This window comes from Streptomyces sp. NPDC030820 (assembly GCF_055572075.1).
This window is the reverse complement of record NZ_JBVIEB010000001.1, coordinates 578,216-595,894: the sequence shown is the minus strand read 5'-3', so window position 1 is coordinate 595,894 and position 17,679 is coordinate 578,216. Positions and strand designations below refer to the sequence as shown.

Sequence of the window (17,679 nt, the reverse complement as noted above, 5' to 3'; positions counted from 1 at the left end):
TTCCGCTACGCGCTCACCGGCTCCGGTGTGCGGTCGGCGTCCGGCGCCGGGCGGGACAGCCGGCCCGGCCACCACACCCTGCGCCCGAGCGCCACGCTCGCGCTGGTCACCAGGTAGGTGCGGACGAGGAAGGTGTCCAGCAGGACGCCGACGGCGATGACGAAGCCCAGCTCGACCAGCGGCACCAGGCCCATGTTGGTCAGCACCGCGAAGGTGGCCGCGAGCACGAGCCCGGCGGAGGCGATGACCCCGCCGGTGGTGCGCAGGGCGGTGAGCGCGGCTGCCGCCGGTTCGGCGCCCTTGACCGATTCCTCCCGCATCCGGTGCATCAGGAAGATGCCGTAGTCGACGCCGAGGGCGACGAGGAAGACGAAGGACAGCAGGCCGAGGCCGGGGTCGGTGCCGGGGAAGCCGAACAGGGGCCCGAAGACGAGCCCGCCGAGGCCGAGGGCGGCGCCCCACACGGCGACCACTGCGGCGACCAGCAGCAGCGGGGCGACCAGGGAGCGCAGCAGGACGACCAGGATCAGCAGCACGGACAGAAGCACGATCGGGACGACCACCAGGCGGTCGCGGGCGTTGGTGTCCTTCAGGTCGAGTTGCTGGGCGCTGGGCCCGCCGACGTGGGAGCCGGGCAGCCGGTGCCGGAGCGCCTCGATGGTGGCGGTCTCGGCGGCGGACTGGGGCGGGGCGGACGCGGTCACGGTGATCTCGGTCCAGCCGCCGCCGGTACGGACCTCGCGGGCGTCGGCCACTCCCTCGGTGCCCTTGACCGCGGCGAGGGTGGCGTCGGCGCGGACCGCCGGGGTGATGACCTCGATGGGCTGCGCGGACCGCTCGGGGTACGCCTTGGCCAGGGTTTCCATGGCGGTCACGGACTCGGGCCGGTCCACGAAGGTGTCCAACTGCTTGATCGCGCCGGGCAGGTTCAGGGTGCCCAGGGCGAGCGCGCCGAGCAGGACGGCGCCGGAGGCGAGGACGGTCAGCGGGCGGCGCCCGGCCGAGGAGCCCATCGCCGCGAACAGGGAGCGGCGGACCTTGGGCTCGCTGCCGTACGCCGGGACGAGCGGCCAGAAGACACGGCGGCCCAGCAGCACCAGGACGGCCGGCAGCAGGGTCAGCATCGCGGCGAGCGCGCACAGTACGCCGACCGTGCCGAGCGGGCCCATGCCCCGGCTGGAGTTGAGGTCGGCGGCGAGCAGGCAGAGCAGGCCGGCGGCGACCGTGCCGGAGGAGGCGAGGACGGCGGGACCGCAGCCGCGCAGGGCGGCGCGCATCGCGTCGTACGGGCGCTCGTGGCGCCGTAGCTCCTCGCGGTGGCGGGAGACGAGGAGCAGGGCGTAGTCGGTGCCGGCGCCGAAGACGAGGATGGTCATGATGCCGGCGCTCTGGCCGGAGACTGTGGTGCCGAAGGCCTGGTTGAGAGCGTAGGCGGCGGCGCGGGCGAGGAAGTCGGAGAGACCGGCGACGACGAGCGGGACCAGCCACAGCAGGGGGCTGCGGTAGATCAGGATGAGCAGGATCGCGACGACGGCGACCGTGGTGTAGAGCAGGGGCCCGCCGAGCGAGGCGTAGACGCCGGAGGCGTCGGTGGCGAGCGCGGCCGGACCACCCACCTGCACGCTCAATCCGCCCTGTCCGTGGGCGACTTGACGAACGTCGTCGACGAAGGTGTTCCGCTTCTTCTCGTCCGTGCCGGGCTCGTTGCTGGTGACGGGGTACATGAGGGTGGTGCCGTCGGCGGACGGGATGCCGCGCGGGGTGTCCCCGGTCAGCCGGTGCCGCCGGCCGATCTCGGCGACCTGTCCGTCGGCCGTGGTCCGGTCGACGGCGGTGAGACCGGTCGCCCGGTGGTAGACGAGGACCAGCTGGGTGGTCTCGCCGCCGGGCAGCCGGTCCTCCAGCTTGGCGACCTGGGTGGAGTCGGCGGACGCCGGCAGATAGTCGGTGGCCCGGTTGTGCTGGACGTCGCCCAGCTTGGCGGCGAACGGCCCGACGACGGCCAGCAGCACCGCCCACAACCCGACCATCAGCCAGGGCAGCGCCCTGCCCCTCTGTGTCTTGACGGCCCCCATGGAATCGGGCCTCCCCTTCGCAGTGGATGTCTGGATACGGCTTCCAGACTCCCGGCGAAGGAGGCCACGATCGTCGGGCGCGGGAGCGAGTTCGGCGGTACTGCGCGGGGTGACCGTACGGCCCGGTTACTCCCCGGGGAGTAACCGCCCGCACACACCCAACGCCCACACCCCGGCCCCGTGCCTTACGCCCCACGACCACCGGCCCCAGGCACCCCACGCCCACCGGCCCTACGCGCCCGCGCGGCGCGGTCCCGCGGGCCTTCCTCAGATCCGGTGGCTTTCCCACGCCCCGCGGGTGATTCCCACCCCGCCGACGTCAGGACGGCGTGCGTGCCGCTGCCAGTAGGCGGGTCACGTCGTCCGCGGGGATGGTCAGGGCCGCGCCGACCGTGGTGAGGGCGTCGCGTTCGGCGGGGGTGTAGGGGCCGTCGGCGAGGGCGATGCGGGCGGCCTGGAGGAGGAGGGACTCGCGGCCGGCGGGGGCGAGGTGCGGGGCGAGCGGGTCCAGGGCCTCGTGGAGCTCTATGGTCAGGCTGGTGCCGCACTCGGCGCCGAGGACCCGGCCGGTGTCGGCGGCGAGCGCGTCGACCAGGGCGGCCAGCTGTTCCTCGGTGCAGCCGTCGAAGCCGGCCGCGCGCACGGCACCGGCGGCCGTCTCCAGGGCCGTACGGGAGGAGGTGCCGCCCGCGGCGAGCACGGCGAGGGCGACGGTGTGCACGGCGTCGCGGAGCATCGCGGAGAAACGGCGGGTGGTGGGATGGTCGAGGACGTCGGTGCCGTAGTGGTGGCGGCAGGCGGCGCACTCCACGACCGGGCCCGCGGTGCCGCGCGGCAGCAGGGGCATGCCCAGCAGGGTGAGCCGGCGGCGGCCGGTGAGCCGTTGGTAGTTGCGGTCGCCTCCGCAGCCGGGGCAGTAGAACTCGCCGTCTCCCACCGGTGTCCACGCGGTGCGGACGCGCAGGATGTGCGCAGCCCTGGTGGCACGGCCGTCTTGTCCCCGTACTGGCAGCACGTCGCACCTCCGTAACGACGCGGCAACATCGCCGCGCTGGCGTGATGTTAGCCACATCATCAAGGCTGAGTCAGTACCCCGTAAGAGACCTTTCTGTGACCTCACCGGCCCTATGGCCGATAACAGCCGGGGCCCCGGCCGCCGTATACAGCGGTCGGGGCCCCGAAACTCCCGGTCAGCGCGGTCAGCGGGCGGCGCGGTTGACGGCCGAGACGACCGCCTTCAGCGACGCACGCGTCGTGTTCGCGTCGATGCCGATCCCCCACAGGACCTTGCCGTCGATCGCGCATTCGATGTAGGAGGCGGCCTGCGCGGAGGCGCCCTCGCTCATCGTGTGCTCCTGGTAGTCCAGCAGGCGTACGTCGATGCCGATGGACTGCAGGGCGTCGAAGAAGGCCGAGATCGGACCGTTGCCGGTACCGGTCAGGACCGTGTCCTCGCCGTCCACCGTCGCCTCGACCGTCAGGGTGTCGATCCCGTCGGTGTCCGTCGTCGACTGGCCCGTCCGGACCTGGATGCGGCCCCAGGGGTTGTCCGGGTTCGGCAGGTACTCGTCCTGGAAGACCGCCCAGATCTCCTTCGCCGTGATCTCGCCGCCCTCGGCGTCCGTCTTGGCCTGGATGAGCTTGGAGAACTCGATCTGCATCCGGCGCGGCAGGTCCAGCTTGTGGTCGTTCTTCAGGACGTAGGAGATACCGCCCTTGCCGGACTGGGAGTTGACCCGGATGACGGCCTCGTAGGAGCGGCCGACGTCCTTGGGGTCGATCGGCAGGTACGGCACCGCCCACTCGATGTCGTCGACGGTGACGCCCTTGGCCTTCGCCTCGGCCTCCATGGCGTCGAAGCCCTTCTTGATGGCGTCCTGGTGGGAGCCGGAGAAGGACGTGTAGACCAGGTCGCCCACGTACGGGTGGCGCGGGTGGACCTCCATCTGGTTGCAGTACTCCCACGTACGACGGATCTCGTCGATGTCGGAGAAGTCGATCTGCGGGTCGACGCCCTGGGAGAACAGGTTCATGCCCAGGGTGACCAGGTCGACGTTGCCGGTGCGCTCGCCCTGCCCGAACAGGCAGCCCTCGACGCGGTCGGCGCCGGCCATCAGGGCCAGCTCGGCCGCCGCCACGGCCGTACCGCGGTCGTTGTGCGGGTGGACGGACAGGCAGACGTACTCGCGGCGGGAGAGGTTGCGGTGCATCCACTCGAAGCGGTCCGCGTGCGTGGACGGCGTCGAACGCTCCACCGTGGCGGGCAGGTTGAGGATGATCTCGCGGCCGGGGCCGGGCTGCCAGACGTCCATGACCGCCTCGCAGACCTCCAGCGCGAAGTCCAGCTCGGTGTCGGTGAAGATCTCGGGGCTGTACTGGTAGCCGAACTCGGTCTCCGGGCCCAGCAGCTTCTCGGCGTACTCCATGACGAGACGGGTGCCGTCCACCGCGATCTGCTTGATGTCGTCCTTGGAGCCGCGGAAGACCACCCGGCGGAACACGGGAGCCGTCGCGTTGTACAGGTGGACGGTGGCCCGCTTGGCGCCCTTCAGGGACTCCACGGTCCGCTCGATCAGGTCCTCGCGGGCCTGGGTCAGCACGGAGATCGTGACGTCGTCCGGGATCGCGCCCTCTTCCTCGATGATCGAGCGCACGAAGTCGAAGTCGGTCTGGCCGGAGGCGGGGAAGCCGACCTCGATCTCCTTGTAGCCCATCTTCACCAGCTGGTCGAACATCCGGCGCTTGCGCTCGGGCGACATGGGGTCGATCAGGGCCTGGTTGCCGTCGCGCAGGTCGGTGGAGAGCCAGCGGGGGGCGGCGGTGATGCGCTGCTCCGGCCAGGTGCGGTCCGGGATGTCCACCTGTTCATAGCGGCCGTACTTGTGGATCGGCATGGAACTGGGCTGCTGGCGGTTGGCCATGATGCGTGGGCTCCTCAGGGTGTCCGGATGTTCGCAGGATCCGGATGTCCGGGTGGACGGCCGACGACGCAACGCCAGAGCTCCGCGGGGAGGGAGTCGGCCTTGTGACTACAGGCCCTCGCCGCGGCAGCTAAGAAGAAGCAGCCCGAAACGCATGATGCGTCGCAGCCTATCCGAGCCGCCCCGGACGCGGGGACGCGTTTCAGTATGCGGGACCGCGGTCGCAAAAGGGATAAAAAGTGCGCCGTACCACATTGTCACGGAGTGTGGTGCTCCCTGTCCGGGTTTTTCACCAATCATGGTGGCCACTAGTGACATGAGTGTCACGGAGTGCGATGGTGCCGGGCATGACGACCAACGGGGGCTTCGAGCCCGTCTTCTGCACGATCGTGCCGCCGCACGTCCTCGACAAGCTCGCGCAAGCCGAGGACACCGCGCTCTCCGGTCCGGCCCGCCGGTCCCTGGAGCACGACGCCTACCAGCGCACCAAGCGCCGCCTGACCACGGTCATCGGTGCGCCCTCCGTCGCCGCGCCCGAGGGCACCGCCGCCGACCAGCCGCACCGCACGATCTACGACGCCCACCACACCCAGGACCTGCCCGGCACACAGGTCCGCGCGGAGGGTTCCGACCCGGTCTCGGACGCCACCGTCAACCGCGCCTACGCGGGCCTCGGCGCCACCTTCGAGCTGTATCTGAAGGCCTACGGCCGGCACTCCATCGACGACAACGGGCTGCCGCTGGACGCCACCGTCCACTACGACCAGAACTACGACAACGCCTTCTGGAACGGCGAGCAGATGGTGTTCGGCGACGGCGACGGCGAGATCTTCCTCGACTTCACCATCCCGGTCGACGTCATCGGCCACGAGCTGACCCACGGCGTCACCCAGCACACCGCGAACCTGGAGTACTTCGGCCAGTCCGGCGCGCTCAACGAGTCGGTCTCGGACGTCTTCGGCTCGCTGATCAAGCAGTACACCCTCGGCCAGACCGCCGCCGAGGCCGACTGGCTGATCGGCGCGGGCCTGCTCGCCCCGCACGTCCACGGCACCGCGCTGCGCTCGATGAAGGCCCCGGGCACGGCGTACGACGACCCGAACCTGGGCAAGGACCCGCAGCCGGCGACCATGGACCACTATGTCCGCACCGGCCGCGACAACGGCGGCGTGCACATCAACTCGGGCATCCCCAACCACGCCTTCTACCTGGTCGCCACGGCCATCGGCGGCAACGCCTGGGAGCGGGCCGGGCAGATCTGGTACGACGTGCTCACCGGCGGCGAGCTGAGGAGCGACGCGCACTTCACCGACTTCGCCACGCTGACGGTGAAGGCGGCGCGGGAGCGGTACGGCACCGGGGACGAGCTACAGGCCGTGCAGAAGGCGTGGGAACAGGTCGGGGTGCGGACGCTGTAGTGCTGCGACACTGAGCCCATGCGGATTCAGGTGAGGCGCACGGGCGGGTTCGCGGGCATCGAGCGCCGGGCCGAGGTGGACACCTCGGGCCGGCCCGACGCCCCCGCGTGGCACGCCCTGGCCGAACGCGTCCTCGCGTCCGGCCGGGGCACCCCGCCGGCCGGCGTCCCCGACGGCTTCCGGTACGAGATCACCGTGGACGGCCGCACGGTCTACGCGGCCGATCCCCGACTGACCGAGGATCAGCGGGAGTTGGTGTCCCGGGTGCTGAAGGAGGGCGCCTAGGACACGTCTCCGGTCGCGCGGAAGCCGCGGAAGAACAGCTCCGAGTTGTCCGCCCGGATGCCCACCCCGCCCGGTCTCCACAGGCTGCCGGGGGTGCGGTCGTCGGCCCTCAGCACGGTCGTGCCGTCGATCGCCAGCTCCAGCCGGACCCCGCCGAGATGGTTCACGGCCGACGCGGTGACCTGGTGCCAGCTGTCGTAGCGGAAGGCGTGCCGGGCCTCGGCCAGGGTCGCGTAGTCGCCGCCCTCGACGGCCGAGGCATCGGCGGCGGGGACCTTGCGCTTGATCACCACGGTGCCGTCGCGGCGCCGGAAGCTGAGCGCGTACAGCTCCTGCGGGCTGTGGTAGCGCAGCCAGAGGTGGCCGCCGTCCCAGTCCTGCGCGGGGGTGCGGGGCGTGGTGACGGGCGGCCTCAGCCGCACCCGGGTGGTCACCGTCACCGCGTCGAAATCCCGGCGCCTCGTGACCAGGCGGAAGACGGCGGAGTCGGTGACCTCGGCGGAGTCGGGGCCGGTGAAGCCGGTGTCCGGCACCCCGGTCCAGCCCGCGCCGCGCGTGGCGAACAGCGAACCGCTGGTGACCACCCAGTCCTTCGAGCGGCGCGCGCCGGCGGCGTGCGGGTGCCGGTAGGCGTACTCGTTCGTCACCAGCCCCTCGCCGGTGAACTCCGGCGCGAAGGCGGCCACCGCGTGCCGTCCGGATCCGTGCACGACGGCGACCGCCCCGGCCGTGGCGGCCGTGGCACCGGCGGCGAGGGCGCAGCCCAGCAGGGCGCGCCGGGAGACCCGCGGACCGCCGGTCGCCCAGGGGCGGCCGGGGTCCGGACGGTCCGTCACGAGCTCACCCGTGGGGTCACCTTGAGGTCGGCGACGGTGGGCCAGGAGTGCCGGGTCATGTCCCGGTAGGCGGAGTAGGCCACGCCTCCGGTCTCCGACTTGGCCATGAGGGTCATGCGCGTGGAGCCGTCCACGCTGATGACCGTCGAGGCGCCGGTCACGGTCACCGACAGCCGGTGGGAGTCCGCCGCGGTGAGCGGTCGGGCTCCGACGAGCCGCTGGTTGTCCGCGTCACCCGAGTAGACGTTCAGCTGGTCGCGGCCCACCTGCACACTGATGGCCAGCGGGCTGCCCACCCGCACCCAGATCGCGCCGCTCACCCCGGAACCGGACAGCCGCTGCACGGTGCCGGTGACGGTGTAGCCGGTCCAGCCCTGGGTCCGCTCCGGCTGGTAGGCGCCGTACGCGGAGAGGGTGCGGCCGGTGGGCTCGATCGCGGTGCGGGAGATGTGGAACGGCGCCTTGACGCCGGGGGCGCTGAGCCACTGGGCGGCGGGGTTCATCAGGTCGGCCCCGGCGACGCTCTGCTGCGTGCCGCCGGAACCGCCGATGGCGCCGGCGAGCTGCTTGACGGACAGGGCGGTGAACTTCGGCCAGGCGGCACCCGCCCGGTTGATGCCGACCCGGATGCCGATGCCGCCGGTGATGTCGGCCGCGGCGAGGCGGGAGGTGTGGTGCAGGGTGACCGTGCCGTCGACCTGGACGGTGGTCGTCTGGCCCTTGACCGTCACGCGCAGGCGGTGGGAGGTGGACGGGGCGAGCCTGGCCTCGCCTACGTGCTTGCCGTTCACGGAGAGCACGAGGGAGCCCTGGCTCACGCTGACATCCACCGGTTCCAGGCTGCCGTGGCGGACCTGGACGCCGCCCTGGTTGGTGCCGTCGCCGAGGCCGGAGACCGTGGCGTCGACCTGGTAGCCGGTCCAGTCGGCGCTGCTCATGTCCCGGTAGTTCGCGGCCACGTAGTGTGCGCTGCCGGAGGGCCGGGGCGCGTCGCCGGTGAAGGCGCCGATACCGGTCTGGCCGGTGCTGTCGTCGCGCTTCCACTGCGCCGGGTGCGACAGCGGGGCGCTGTCGGCGGGGGCCACCTGTGTCCAGTGGGCGATGTCGGACATCAGGCCGTCCAGCCTACTGGAGTTGACCACTTCCAGTCGCTGCACCACGCGCGCCGAGGCGGCACGTCGGCTGGCCGTGAGGGGCCGGGGCGAGTCGTTGGTCAGCGTCGCCGCGAAGTAGCGGTTCATCAGCTGCTGCAGCGTCAGTCCCGGCATGGGGAGGTTGACCTTCTCGGTCGCTTCCGAGAACGGGAAGGCGAACACCTTCGGCCTGGGCAGCCCGTGGCCGGCGAAGTCCGCGAAGGACCGCTCGATGTCGGCGACGACCCGGCTCTCGTACTCCTGACGGGTCTCCAGCCGGTTCTCCGCGTTCAGCCACAGCCGGTTGGCCAGCATGGAGGCGGTGTGCCCGGCGGCGTCCACGGCACCCCGCCGGTGCAGGTCGTGGGTGTGGTCCTGGAAGTCCCAGCGGCCGGAGTCGGCCATGCGCCGGATCTCCCTCCAGGACAGGTAGTACGGCCGCTGGTCGACCCGTCCGGTGATGAGGAAGACGGTGCCGTGCATGTGGTGGCGGGCAAGGATCCGGTCGCCGTACTTCCACAGGCCGTCGGGGCCGTCGTCGAAGGTGATGTACACCGAACGCGGCGGTGCCGGGCTGCCCTTGAGGTAGTCGACGAACTCGTCGGTGGTCAGGCTGCGGTACCCGGCCTGCTCCAGGGCCGCCATCTGGGCCTCGAAGGCCTTCGGGGAGACGACGTAGTCGCTCTTGTTGTAGCCGATGTCGTGGTAGGCCAGCACGACCGGTGCCGAGGTCGCGGGCAGACTCTTGATCTGCGCGTTCCAGCCGCCGGTGTCGGCGGCGGTCAGCTGCGCCGAGGCGGTGTCCACCTGGGTGCTGACGTACTTCTGGTACAGGTAGTACTGGGTCGCGGCGTAGAACGGCAGGGCGAGCACCGCCAGGGCGAGCAGCACGAGGCCCGCGCGGGCGGCGTAGTGTCCCGGGCCGCGGCGCTGCTTGCGGCGTGTCGTGGCCGGCGCCGCGAAGAACTCGTCGCTGGTCACGGCAGGATGCTTCCTCTCGTCAGCACGATCAGGTACACGCCGCACACCACGGCGGAGGTCAGCGCTGCGGCGAGGAGCCGCAGCACGAGGGGCGGTCGCTTCATCAGTTCGCCCCCCGCGCCCACACCCCGCGCCGGATGGTGGCGAAGGAGTACGGCAGCAGCCAGGCCAGGATCAGCGCGGACAGCAGGCTCATCAGCGGGCGGTACCGCCAGCGGCCGTCACTCGGGTTGTCGATCTTGAAGGCGAGTCCCCAGACGCAGCCCTTGAGAATCACCCCGCATATGTACAGCAGGGTGAGGAAGGCCGCGCCGTGCAGCGGGGCCCACAGCAGGTGGCGGAACGCCATGACCGGCGCCGCGACCACCCACAGGGCGTGCCCGTAGTAGAGGGCGGCCGGACCGAAGCCGCGGCGCCACATGAACGAGCCGGTGAAGAACAGGTTCCGGATGAAGCTCTTCTTCCAGCGGATCTGCTGCTTCATGAACGGCTTGAAGCGCGCCGGCACGTTCGTCCACACCTTCGCCGACTGCACGTACCCGATCCGCCAGGCCCGCTCGGGGTAGTCCTGGGCGGTGACGAACGGGGAGTCGGCGTGGCGCCGCTTGAGGGCCTTGCCGCGCCAGCGCTGGCCCAGCACATAGCCGGTGAGCTGGCGGTCGGTGGCGAAGCGGAAGGGCGCGCCGAGGAAGCGGTCGCCGGCCCAGGCGGGCAGGTAGTTGTAGATGGCGTCCCGGCGGAACACGGCCAGTGGACCGGAGACGCAGGTCACCGAGCCGAAGGTGGCCTCGGCGGCCTTGGCGACCCGGAACTGGCCCTCGTACCAGACGTCCTGGGCCTTGGTGAAGAAGGTGTCGGCCGCGTTCAGCGCGCGGGCGTGACCGCTGACCGCGCCCAGCTCGGGGTGGGTCACCAGGGCGCGGACACAGCGGGCCAGGGCGTCCGGGGCGAGGATGCAGTCGGAGTCGGTGAACGCGATGACGTCACCGTCGGCGATCTCACAGGCCCGCACCAGGGCGTGCTTCTTGCCGAGGTTCTTCTCCAAGTAGATGACAGTGATGCCGAGTTCGGCCTCCAGGCGGCGCAGCACGTCGCGGGTGCCGTCCTCGGAGAGGTCGTCGACCACGATGATCTGCAGGTCCGGGTACTCACTGCCGGCCATGGAGCGCACACAGGCCTCGATGCACTCCTCCTCGTCCTTCACCGCGAGCAGGAAGGAGACCCGGGGCACGGAGGGCAGGGCGGGGAAGGCGGCGAGGTCCTTGGCGCGGGGCCGGCGCCTGAGCTGCCGCTCGGACGGGTCGTCGTAGCGGCTGTAGGCGATGTAGAGCATGGCGATGGTGCCGACCAGCACGGTGAAGCCGTAGCCGAGCACCAGCGGGCTCTGCGCCAGCCGGGGCGCCTCCCGGGCGAGGATCAGCAGCAGCGGCAGCAGGCACAGCAGCGTCAGGACGCGCCGGGCCGCGTGCCGGATCGCCGGGTCCTGCCGGTCCAGCCAGCGGCGTATGAAGCCGGGCTGGTGGCGGCGGGCCGAGCGCAGCCGGGGCAGCGGGACGGGGGCCGCGGTCGGGCGGGCCGCCGGTGCGGGTACGGCGGCCAGGCCGGCCGATGTCGCGCGGGCGCCGGTGTGGGTGCGGGCCGGGGCGGACGCGGTGCTGTACGCGAACTCGGGTGCGGTTTCGAACGGCGTCGCGGGTGCGGACGGGGCGCCGTACGGCGTCGCGGGTGCGGGGTCGTAGGCCGTCGCGGCCTCGGGGTCGTACGGCACGGCGCCGCCGGGACCGTACGGCGTCGTTTCCCGGGCGGTGGCGCCGTTCCAGCCGCCGAAGGCCTCGTCGACGTACGCGATGGCGTCGTCCCCGGCCCAGCCGTGCTGTTCGCGGGGCATGTCGGCCGTGTCTTCGTACCGCCACTCGCCGCCCGGCGAGCGGTGTGCTCCGTTGCTCACACGACCGCCTTGGCGGTGACGGAGTCGAGCCGGTAAGTGGCGTCCAGCACCAGCGGCTGCTCGGCGAGCCAGTCGAGGCCGACGCCGGGGTGCAGGGTGTGCACCAGCACGAGGTCCCACTCCTGGCCGGCCGGTTCCGGGACGCTGGTGTGCACGGCGGCGCCGAGGCGCAGCGAGGTCACCAGCGGGTCGAAGAACTCCACCTTGGCGCCGTCGGCCGCCAGCTCCTGAAGGATCTCCAGGGCCGGGGACTCGCGCAGGTCGGCGACGCCGGGCTTGTAGGCGACCCCGACGACCAGGACGCGGGCGCCGGAGACGGACCTGCCGTGCTCGGCGAGCAGGTCACGGGCGCGCTGCACGACCCGGCGCGGGCGGCCGGCTATCGCGGTCATGGCGGTGTCGACGAGCGGCGAGGAGACCCGGCGGGCGCGCAACTGCCAGAGCAGGTAGTGCGGATCGCAGGGGATGCAGTGTCCGCCGACGCCGGGGCCGGGGTAGAAGGGCATGAAGCCGTACGGCTTGGTGGCGGCCGCCTCGATGATCGGCATGGGCTCCAGGCCGAGGACCCGGCAGTCCTCGGCGAACTCGTTGGCCAGCGCGATGTTGACGGCGCGGAAGGTGTTCTCCCACAGCTTGGTCATCTCGGCCTGCTCGGCGGAGGGCAGCAGGTGCACGGCCGGCGCGGTGCGCTGCAGGACCGCCTCGGCCAGGCGGTTGGTGAGGTCGTTGGTGCCGCCGGCCACCCGGGGCGTCGTGTCCTGGGCGTGGTGGGCGTTACCCGGGTCGATGCGCTCGGGCGAGAAGGCCACGAACACATCGGTGCCCACCCGGAATCCGCGCGCGGTGAGCGGGTCGACCAGCAGTTCGCGGGTGGTGCCGACGTAGGTGGTGGAGGTCAGCATGATCAGCTGGCCGGGCACGGCGTGGGCCACCACCGCGGCGCAGGCGGCGGACAGGGCGTTCAGGTCGGGGACGAGGTGGCGGTCGACGGGGGTCGGCACGCAGACGATCACGGTGCGCGCACGCTGGATGGCGGCGGGGTCCGCGGTCAGGGTGAAGCACGGGTCGTCCCGGTGGGCGGTGAGCCGGTCGTGGTCGCTCGGCAGCAGGTCGACGTCACCGCTGCGGATGGCGGCGAGGCGGGCCTCGCTGACATCGATGCCGACGACCTCGTTGCCCGCCGCCAGCAGGGCGAGCGCGGTGGGCAGGCCGACATAGCCCAGGCCCACGACGGCCACGGGGGCCGCGGCGTGCTCGGCCGGAACGGGTGCGCTGTCCTCGACGGCCGGACACACGGGCGACAGTGAGAGAAGGTCCATGGCTCCCCCTGATCGACTAGTTGACTGATGAAACAAGACCGGGAAGGTACTTGCGCCGCCGCCATTCGATCAATCGCGAGACACGTGACACCTTGAGCGATTTACCCGGTATATACGTGCAACGGCCGTCCGGTTCAGCCGGATTTGATGTCAATCACCCATTCCACTTATGAGGAGATCATTAATAAGTTGCGATGAACATGTAATGAGATGTGGAGAAGTTGTGAATCCTTACCGGCGGTAACGCCGACTGAGGATGATCCGGCCATGGCGACTGACGCAGGCAATCCGATACCTCGGTTCCCGGCCGGCTTCCTGTGGGGTGTGTCGACCTCCGCCCACCAGATCGAGGGGGCGGCGGACGAGCGCGAGGCGTCCGTGTGGGACGTGTTCACGGCCGAACCGGGGCGGGTGAAGGACGGTTCGACGGCGGCGGTGGCCTGCGACCACTACCACCGCCACCAGGAGGACGTGGCCCTCCTCGCCGCCCTCGGCGTGGACGCGTACCGCTTCTCCGTCTCCTGGCCCCGGGTCGACTCCCCCGGCGGCCTCGACTTCTACGACCGTCTGGTGGACGAGCTGTGCGCGGCGGGCGTACGGCCCGTGCCCACCCTCTTCCACTGGGACCTGCCCGCCTCCCTGGACTGGCTCCAGCGGGACACGGCGGACCGGTTCGCCGAGTACGTCTCCGTCGTGGCCGAACGGCTCGGCGACCGCGTCACCAAGTGGATCACCCTCAACGAGCCCGCCGAGCACACCCTCCTGGGCCACGCCCTCGGCGCCCACGCCCCGGGCAGGCAGCTCCTCTTCGACGCGCTCCCGGTCGCCCACCACCAGCTCCTCGCCCACGGTCTCGCGGTACGGGCCCTGCGCGCGGCCGGGGCGACGGACATCGGCATCGCCAACTCCCACGGCCCCACCTGGCCCGCCTCCGACGGGCCGGCGGACATGGAGGCGGCCGGCTTCTACGACCTCCTGCTCAACCGCCTGTTCGCGGAGCCGGTCATCCTCGGCCAGTACCCGGACGGCATGGGTGAGTTGATGCCGGGAGACGTGCAGGAGGACCTGAAGGTCATCGCCGAGCCCGTCGACTGGTACGGGATCAACTACTACGCGCCGACCCGGGTGGGTGCCCCCGATGGCACCGACAGCGAGTACGGCGGTCTGGCGCTGCCCGCCGAACTGCCCTTCTCGGTACGGGAGATCGCGGGCCGGCCGGTGACCGACTTCGGCTGGCCGGTCGTCCCCGAAGGCCTCACCGAGCTGCTGTGCGGCTTCCGCGAGACCTACGGCGACAAGCTCCCGCCGATCGTCATCACCGAGAACGGCTGCTCCTACGACGGCCTCGACGACCAGGACCGCATCGCCTACCTGGACGCCCATGTCCGCGCGCTGCACACCGCCATGACGGCCGGCGTGGACGTGCGCGGTTACTTCGTGTGGTCCCTGATGGACAACTTCGAGTGGGCCGAGGGCTATCAGCGCCGCTTCGGCCTCGTGCACGTGGACTACACGTCGCTGAAGCGCACGCCGAAGGCCTCCTACCACTGGTTCCGGGACATGCTCCGGGCCCAGAGATGACGGCCCGCGATGACCGCGCAGGATGACGGCACGGAGACGGCCACGGCCCGGGCGTCGGCCGCGCTGGCCGAGCCCGTCGTACCGGTCGGCCGGGGCTGGACGGCGGCCCTGTCGCTGGCCAACGGGGCGATCTGGGTCGGCTGGTTCGGCCCGCTGCAGATCCTGCTCGCCTCCCAGGCGAAGGACTTCGCGCCCGGCTCCGGGATGTCCAAGGAGACCATGCTGGCCTGGGTGACCGGCGCCGGCGCGGTGGTCTCCCTGTTCGCCAACCCGCTCTTCGGCGCCCTGTCCGACCGTACGACCGCCCGCCCCGGCCGCCGTACGCCGTGGATCGTGGCCGGGACGGCGGGCGGCGCGCTGTCCCTGCTGCTGCTCGCGCGGGCGGGCGGGGTGTGGTCCATGGCGGTGGGCTGGTGCCTGGTGCAGCTCACGCTGAACGCGGCGTTCGCAGCGGTGACGGCGGCCGTGCCGGACCGGGTGCCCCGGCTTCAGCGGGGCGCGGTGGGCGGCTGGCTGGGGGCGGCGCAGATCCTGGGCGTGGTCGGCGGCACGGGACTTGCGACCGTGGCGGGCGGGACCGGCGCCGGGTACGCGGCGTGCGCGGTGTTCACGGCGGCGGGTGTGCTGCCGTACGTCCTGCGCTACGCGGATCTGCGGCTGCCGCCGGAGGACCGCCCGCCGTGGTCCTGGCGCGGCTTCCTCGCGGGCTTCTGGCTGAGCCCGCGCCGCCACCCCGACCTGGGCTGGGCCTGGCTGACCCGGTTTCTGATCAACCTCAGCAACTCGCTGGTGCTGTTGTACCTCCTCTACTACCTGCGGGACCGTCTGCACTACGTCGAGCCCGAGCAGGGTGTGCTGACCCTGACGGCCGTCAACAGCCTGACGCTGATGGCGACCGTTGTGGCGGGCGGTGTCTGGTCGGACCGGGTGGGTCGGCGCAAGCCGTTCGTCGTCTGGTCGGGCGTGCTGATGGCGGTGGCGACGGCGGCCCTGGCCGGCTGGCAGACCTGGCCCGGGGCGATCGTGGCGGCGGCCGTCCTCGGCGTCGGCTTCGGCGTGTTCACCTCCGTCGACTTCGCGCTGATGACGGACGTGCTGCCGAAGGCGCTGGACCGGGGCAAGGACCTGGGAGTCATCAACGTGGCCAACGCCCTGCCCCAGGTGGCCGCCCCCGCGCTGGCAGCGCCGATCGTGACCTACCTGGGCGGCTACCGGGTGCTGTACCTGGTGGCGGCGGTGATCGGGCTGGCGGGGGCGGTGCTGGTGGGGCGGATCAGGGGAGTCGACTAGGTGCTGCGGGGCGCTCGGGTCAGAGGACTCCGGCGTCGCGGGCGGCCCAGACGGTCGGGTAGAGGGGCCGGAAGCCGAGGTCCCGGCGGATCCGCTCGGTGGACATGGCCCCCAGCCACGGGTCGGGGTCGGTCCGGGTGTGCATGTCGGCGGGCACCTCGGAGCCGTTGAGCTGGTGCAGCTCGACCGCCGTGACGGGGGCGTCGTCGGCGATGTTGTAGACGGGGCCGCTGACCGCCGGTGCGTACAGCAGGCGCAGCAGCCCCTGGGCGACATCGGCGTGATGGCCCATGTGCAGCCGCTGGGTGGACGCCCAGTGCGTGGCCCATCGCAGGGACTGGGCGAGATGCGGGTCGCCGTCGCCGTAGACGAAGGGCAGCCGGCCGACCCGCACCTCCATGCCCTCCAGCGCGAGCAGCTCCCGTTCGGCGGCCGCCTTGGACTCGGGATAGGCGCCCCACATCGCGCCACCGGGCCGGGACTCGTCGTCCTCGGTCAGCGGGCGGCCCCGCCCGACGCCGTACACGAGACCCGTGCTGACCTGAACAAAGCGCCGCACGCCCGAGGCCAGGGCGGCGCGGCCCAGGGCCACGGCCGCGTCCCGGTTGACGGCCCACGCCTCCTCGTCCGGCACCCCGCGGAAGGACGCCGCGATGTTCACGACCGCGTCCACCCCGGCGAGCGCCTTGCCGAGCGTCTCCTCGTCCCGCAGATCGCCGAGGGCGACCTGGGCGCCCAGCTCCGCGAAGGCCTCGCCGCGCGCCGCGTCCCGCACCAGGACCCGTACCTGCTCGCCCGGCCGCCGCTGGGCCAGCAGCCTGGGCACGAAACGCCGGCCGACCTGTCCCGTGGTGCCCGTCACCAATGTCAGCATCCTCTGCTCCTCTCGACCTGGTGCCACCACGGTCGGACGGTGTCGCGCCGGCCGGGAGAGACCTCCCGATCAGGGGACCGGCACTCCCTGGATAACCCCGGCGCGCTGCCCCACCCTGAAGAGGTGAACCGAGCCGAACTCGCCGACTTCCTGCGCCGTGGCCGTGCCCGCCTGGACCCGACCGACGTGGGGCTCGCCCCCGGCGCCCGCCGCCGTACCCCGGGCCTGCGGCGGGAGGAGGTGGCGTCGCTGGCCGGCATGTCGGTCGACTACTACACCCGGCTGGAACAGTGCCGGGGCCCACGGCCGTCCCGCCAGATACTCACGGCGCTGGCCCGGGCGCTGCGCCTGAGCGACGACGAACGGGACCACCTCTTCCACCTGTCGGGCGAGGAGCCGCCCCGCCGGGAGGCGGCCTCCACCCATGTGCGGCCCGGGCTGCTGCTGGTCCTGGACCGGCTGCACGACGCGCCGGCGCTCGTGGTGACGGACTGCGGGGAGGTGCTGGCGCAGAACGCGATGTCCAGGGCTCTCTCAGGCGACGCGCTGGCCCGCTCGCCCCGCGAACGCAACCTGGTCCGCCGCTTCTTCCTGGACCCGGCGGGACGCGAGCTCCTCCCTCCCGAGGACGTGCCGCACCACGCCCGCCGGCACGTGGCGAACCTGCGCGCGGTGACCGCCGCCCGCCCCGACGACCCCGAACCGGCCAGGCTGGTCGCCGAACTCCGCGCGGCCAGCGAGGAGTTCAGCCGCCTCTGGGACGAACACGAGGTGGCCGTACGGCGCAGCGCGACGAAGCGTTTCCGGCACCCGGTGGTCGGCCTCCTGGAACTCGACTGCGAGGTCCTCCTGACCGACGACCACCGCCACCACCTCGTCCTCCACACGGCCCGCCCGGGCACGGAGTCGTACGAACGGCTGCAGTTGCTGAGGGTGGTGGGGCTGCAGGACATGACCCCACAGGGCGCCGTCGGCTAGAACCCCAGCCTGCGCAGCTGCTTCGGGTCCCGCTGCCAGT

General features: G+C 71.9%; 13 protein-coding genes. 5 read left to right on the top strand and 8 right to left on the bottom strand.

The annotated features are described in order from the left end of the window. Positions 1 to 5: 5 nt before the first annotated feature. From ACZ418_RS02680 to leuA, 3 genes are all read right to left on the bottom strand, one after another. Positions 6 to 2,075: an MMPL family transporter gene (locus ACZ418_RS02680; protein WP_468355795.1), complete on the bottom strand. Its 2,070-nt coding sequence runs from the start codon at positions 2,073 to 2,075 to the stop codon at positions 6 to 8. Positions 2,076 to 2,394: 319 nt separating this feature from the next. Next, positions 2,395 to 3,090 carry a TerB family tellurite resistance protein gene (locus tag ACZ418_RS02675; protein WP_468355792.1) on the bottom strand — a complete coding sequence of 232 codons (696 nt, stop codon included), beginning with the start codon at positions 3,088 to 3,090 and terminating at the stop codon, positions 2,395 to 2,397. Between the two features lie 184 nt (positions 3,091 to 3,274). After that, positions 3,275 to 4,996: a 2-isopropylmalate synthase gene (gene leuA, locus ACZ418_RS02670; RefSeq protein WP_468355789.1), complete on the bottom strand. Its 1,722-nt coding sequence runs from the start codon at positions 4,994 to 4,996 to the stop codon at positions 3,275 to 3,277. 347 nt (positions 4,997 to 5,343) lie between these two features. Between leuA and ACZ418_RS02665 the strand changes: the two genes are divergently transcribed. Further along, complete coding sequence (locus ACZ418_RS02665; protein ID WP_468355786.1) at positions 5,344 to 6,414, top strand: M4 family metallopeptidase; 1,071 nt, start codon at positions 5,344 to 5,346, stop codon at positions 6,412 to 6,414. An 18-nt stretch (positions 6,415 to 6,432) separates the two neighbouring features. Then, positions 6,433 to 6,699: a protealysin inhibitor emfourin gene (locus ACZ418_RS02660; protein WP_468355782.1), complete on the top strand. Its 267-nt coding sequence runs from the start codon at positions 6,433 to 6,435 to the stop codon at positions 6,697 to 6,699. Here ACZ418_RS02660 and ACZ418_RS02655 read toward each other — a convergent pair. The 4 genes from ACZ418_RS02655 to ACZ418_RS02640 form a co-directional block, all read right to left on the bottom strand. Next, positions 6,696 to 7,535 carry a hypothetical protein gene (locus tag ACZ418_RS02655; protein ID WP_468355779.1) on the bottom strand — a complete coding sequence of 280 codons (840 nt, stop codon included), beginning with the start codon at positions 7,533 to 7,535 and terminating at the stop codon, positions 6,696 to 6,698. The two genes, ACZ418_RS02660 and ACZ418_RS02655, sit on opposite strands and share 4 nt — an antisense overlap. After that, positions 7,532 to 9,649, bottom strand: a complete 2,118-nt coding sequence (locus ACZ418_RS02650; RefSeq protein ID WP_468355776.1) for a polysaccharide deacetylase family protein — start codon at positions 9,647 to 9,649, stop codon at positions 7,532 to 7,534. Before ACZ418_RS02650 ends, ACZ418_RS02655 begins: the two co-directional genes overlap by 4 nt. A gap of 103 nt (positions 9,650 to 9,752) precedes the next feature. Beyond that, entirely contained in the window at positions 9,753 to 11,597 is a 1,845-nt protein-coding gene (locus ACZ418_RS02645; RefSeq protein WP_468355773.1) for a glycosyltransferase family 2 protein, read from the bottom strand. Then, positions 11,594 to 12,916 carry a nucleotide sugar dehydrogenase gene (locus ACZ418_RS02640; protein WP_468355770.1) on the bottom strand — a complete coding sequence of 441 codons (1,323 nt, stop codon included), beginning with the start codon at positions 12,914 to 12,916 and terminating at the stop codon, positions 11,594 to 11,596. The genes ACZ418_RS02645 and ACZ418_RS02640 overlap by 4 nt, the downstream gene beginning before the upstream one ends. A 267-nt stretch (positions 12,917 to 13,183) precedes the next feature. Here ACZ418_RS02640 and ACZ418_RS02635 point away from each other — a divergent pair, with 267 nt between their 5' ends. Further along, on the top strand, positions 13,184 to 14,497 hold the full coding sequence (locus ACZ418_RS02635; RefSeq protein ID WP_468355767.1) for a GH1 family beta-glucosidase: 1,314 nt from the start codon (positions 13,184 to 13,186) through the stop codon (positions 14,495 to 14,497). Positions 14,498 to 14,506: 9 nt separating this feature from the next. Continuing rightward, entirely contained in the window at positions 14,507 to 15,787 is a 1,281-nt protein-coding gene (locus ACZ418_RS02630; protein ID WP_468355764.1) for an MFS transporter, read from the top strand. Between the two features lie 19 nt (positions 15,788 to 15,806). Here the strand turns inward: ACZ418_RS02630 and ACZ418_RS02625 are convergent, their stop codons facing one another. After that, positions 15,807 to 16,661 (bottom strand): NAD-dependent epimerase/dehydratase family protein, encoded by an 855-nt coding sequence (locus ACZ418_RS02625; protein ID WP_468355761.1) that lies wholly within the window; start codon positions 16,659 to 16,661, stop codon positions 15,807 to 15,809. A gap of 123 nt (positions 16,662 to 16,784) precedes the next feature. Here ACZ418_RS02625 and ACZ418_RS02620 point away from each other — a divergent pair, with 123 nt between their 5' ends. Continuing rightward, on the top strand, positions 16,785 to 17,639 hold the full coding sequence (locus ACZ418_RS02620; RefSeq protein ID WP_468355758.1) for a helix-turn-helix transcriptional regulator: 855 nt from the start codon (positions 16,785 to 16,787) through the stop codon (positions 17,637 to 17,639). Positions 17,640 to 17,679: the final 40 nt, after the last annotated feature.

Coding starts and splice junctions, on each gene's coding strand:
- ACZ418_RS02635 (WP_468355767.1), top strand. CDS start 13,184: ATGGCGACTGACGCAGGCAATCCGATACCTCGGTTCCCGGCCGGCTTC.
- ACZ418_RS02630 (WP_468355764.1), top strand. CDS start 14,507: ATGACCGCGCAGGATGACGGCACGGAGACGGCCACGGCCCGGGCGTCG.
- ACZ418_RS02660 (WP_468355782.1), top strand. CDS start 6,433: ATGCGGATTCAGGTGAGGCGCACGGGCGGGTTCGCGGGCATCGAGCGC.
- ACZ418_RS02665 (WP_468355786.1), top strand. CDS start 5,344: ATGACGACCAACGGGGGCTTCGAGCCCGTCTTCTGCACGATCGTGCCG.
- ACZ418_RS02640 (WP_468355770.1), bottom strand. CDS start 12,916: ATGGACCTTCTCTCACTGTCGCCCGTGTGTCCGGCCGTCGAGGACAGC.
- ACZ418_RS02680 (WP_468355795.1), bottom strand. CDS start 2,075: ATGGGGGCCGTCAAGACACAGAGGGGCAGGGCGCTGCCCTGGCTGATG.
- leuA (WP_468355789.1), bottom strand. CDS start 4,996: ATGGCCAACCGCCAGCAGCCCAGTTCCATGCCGATCCACAAGTACGGC.
- ACZ418_RS02625 (WP_468355761.1), bottom strand. CDS start 16,661: ATGCTGACATTGGTGACGGGCACCACGGGACAGGTCGGCCGGCGTTTC.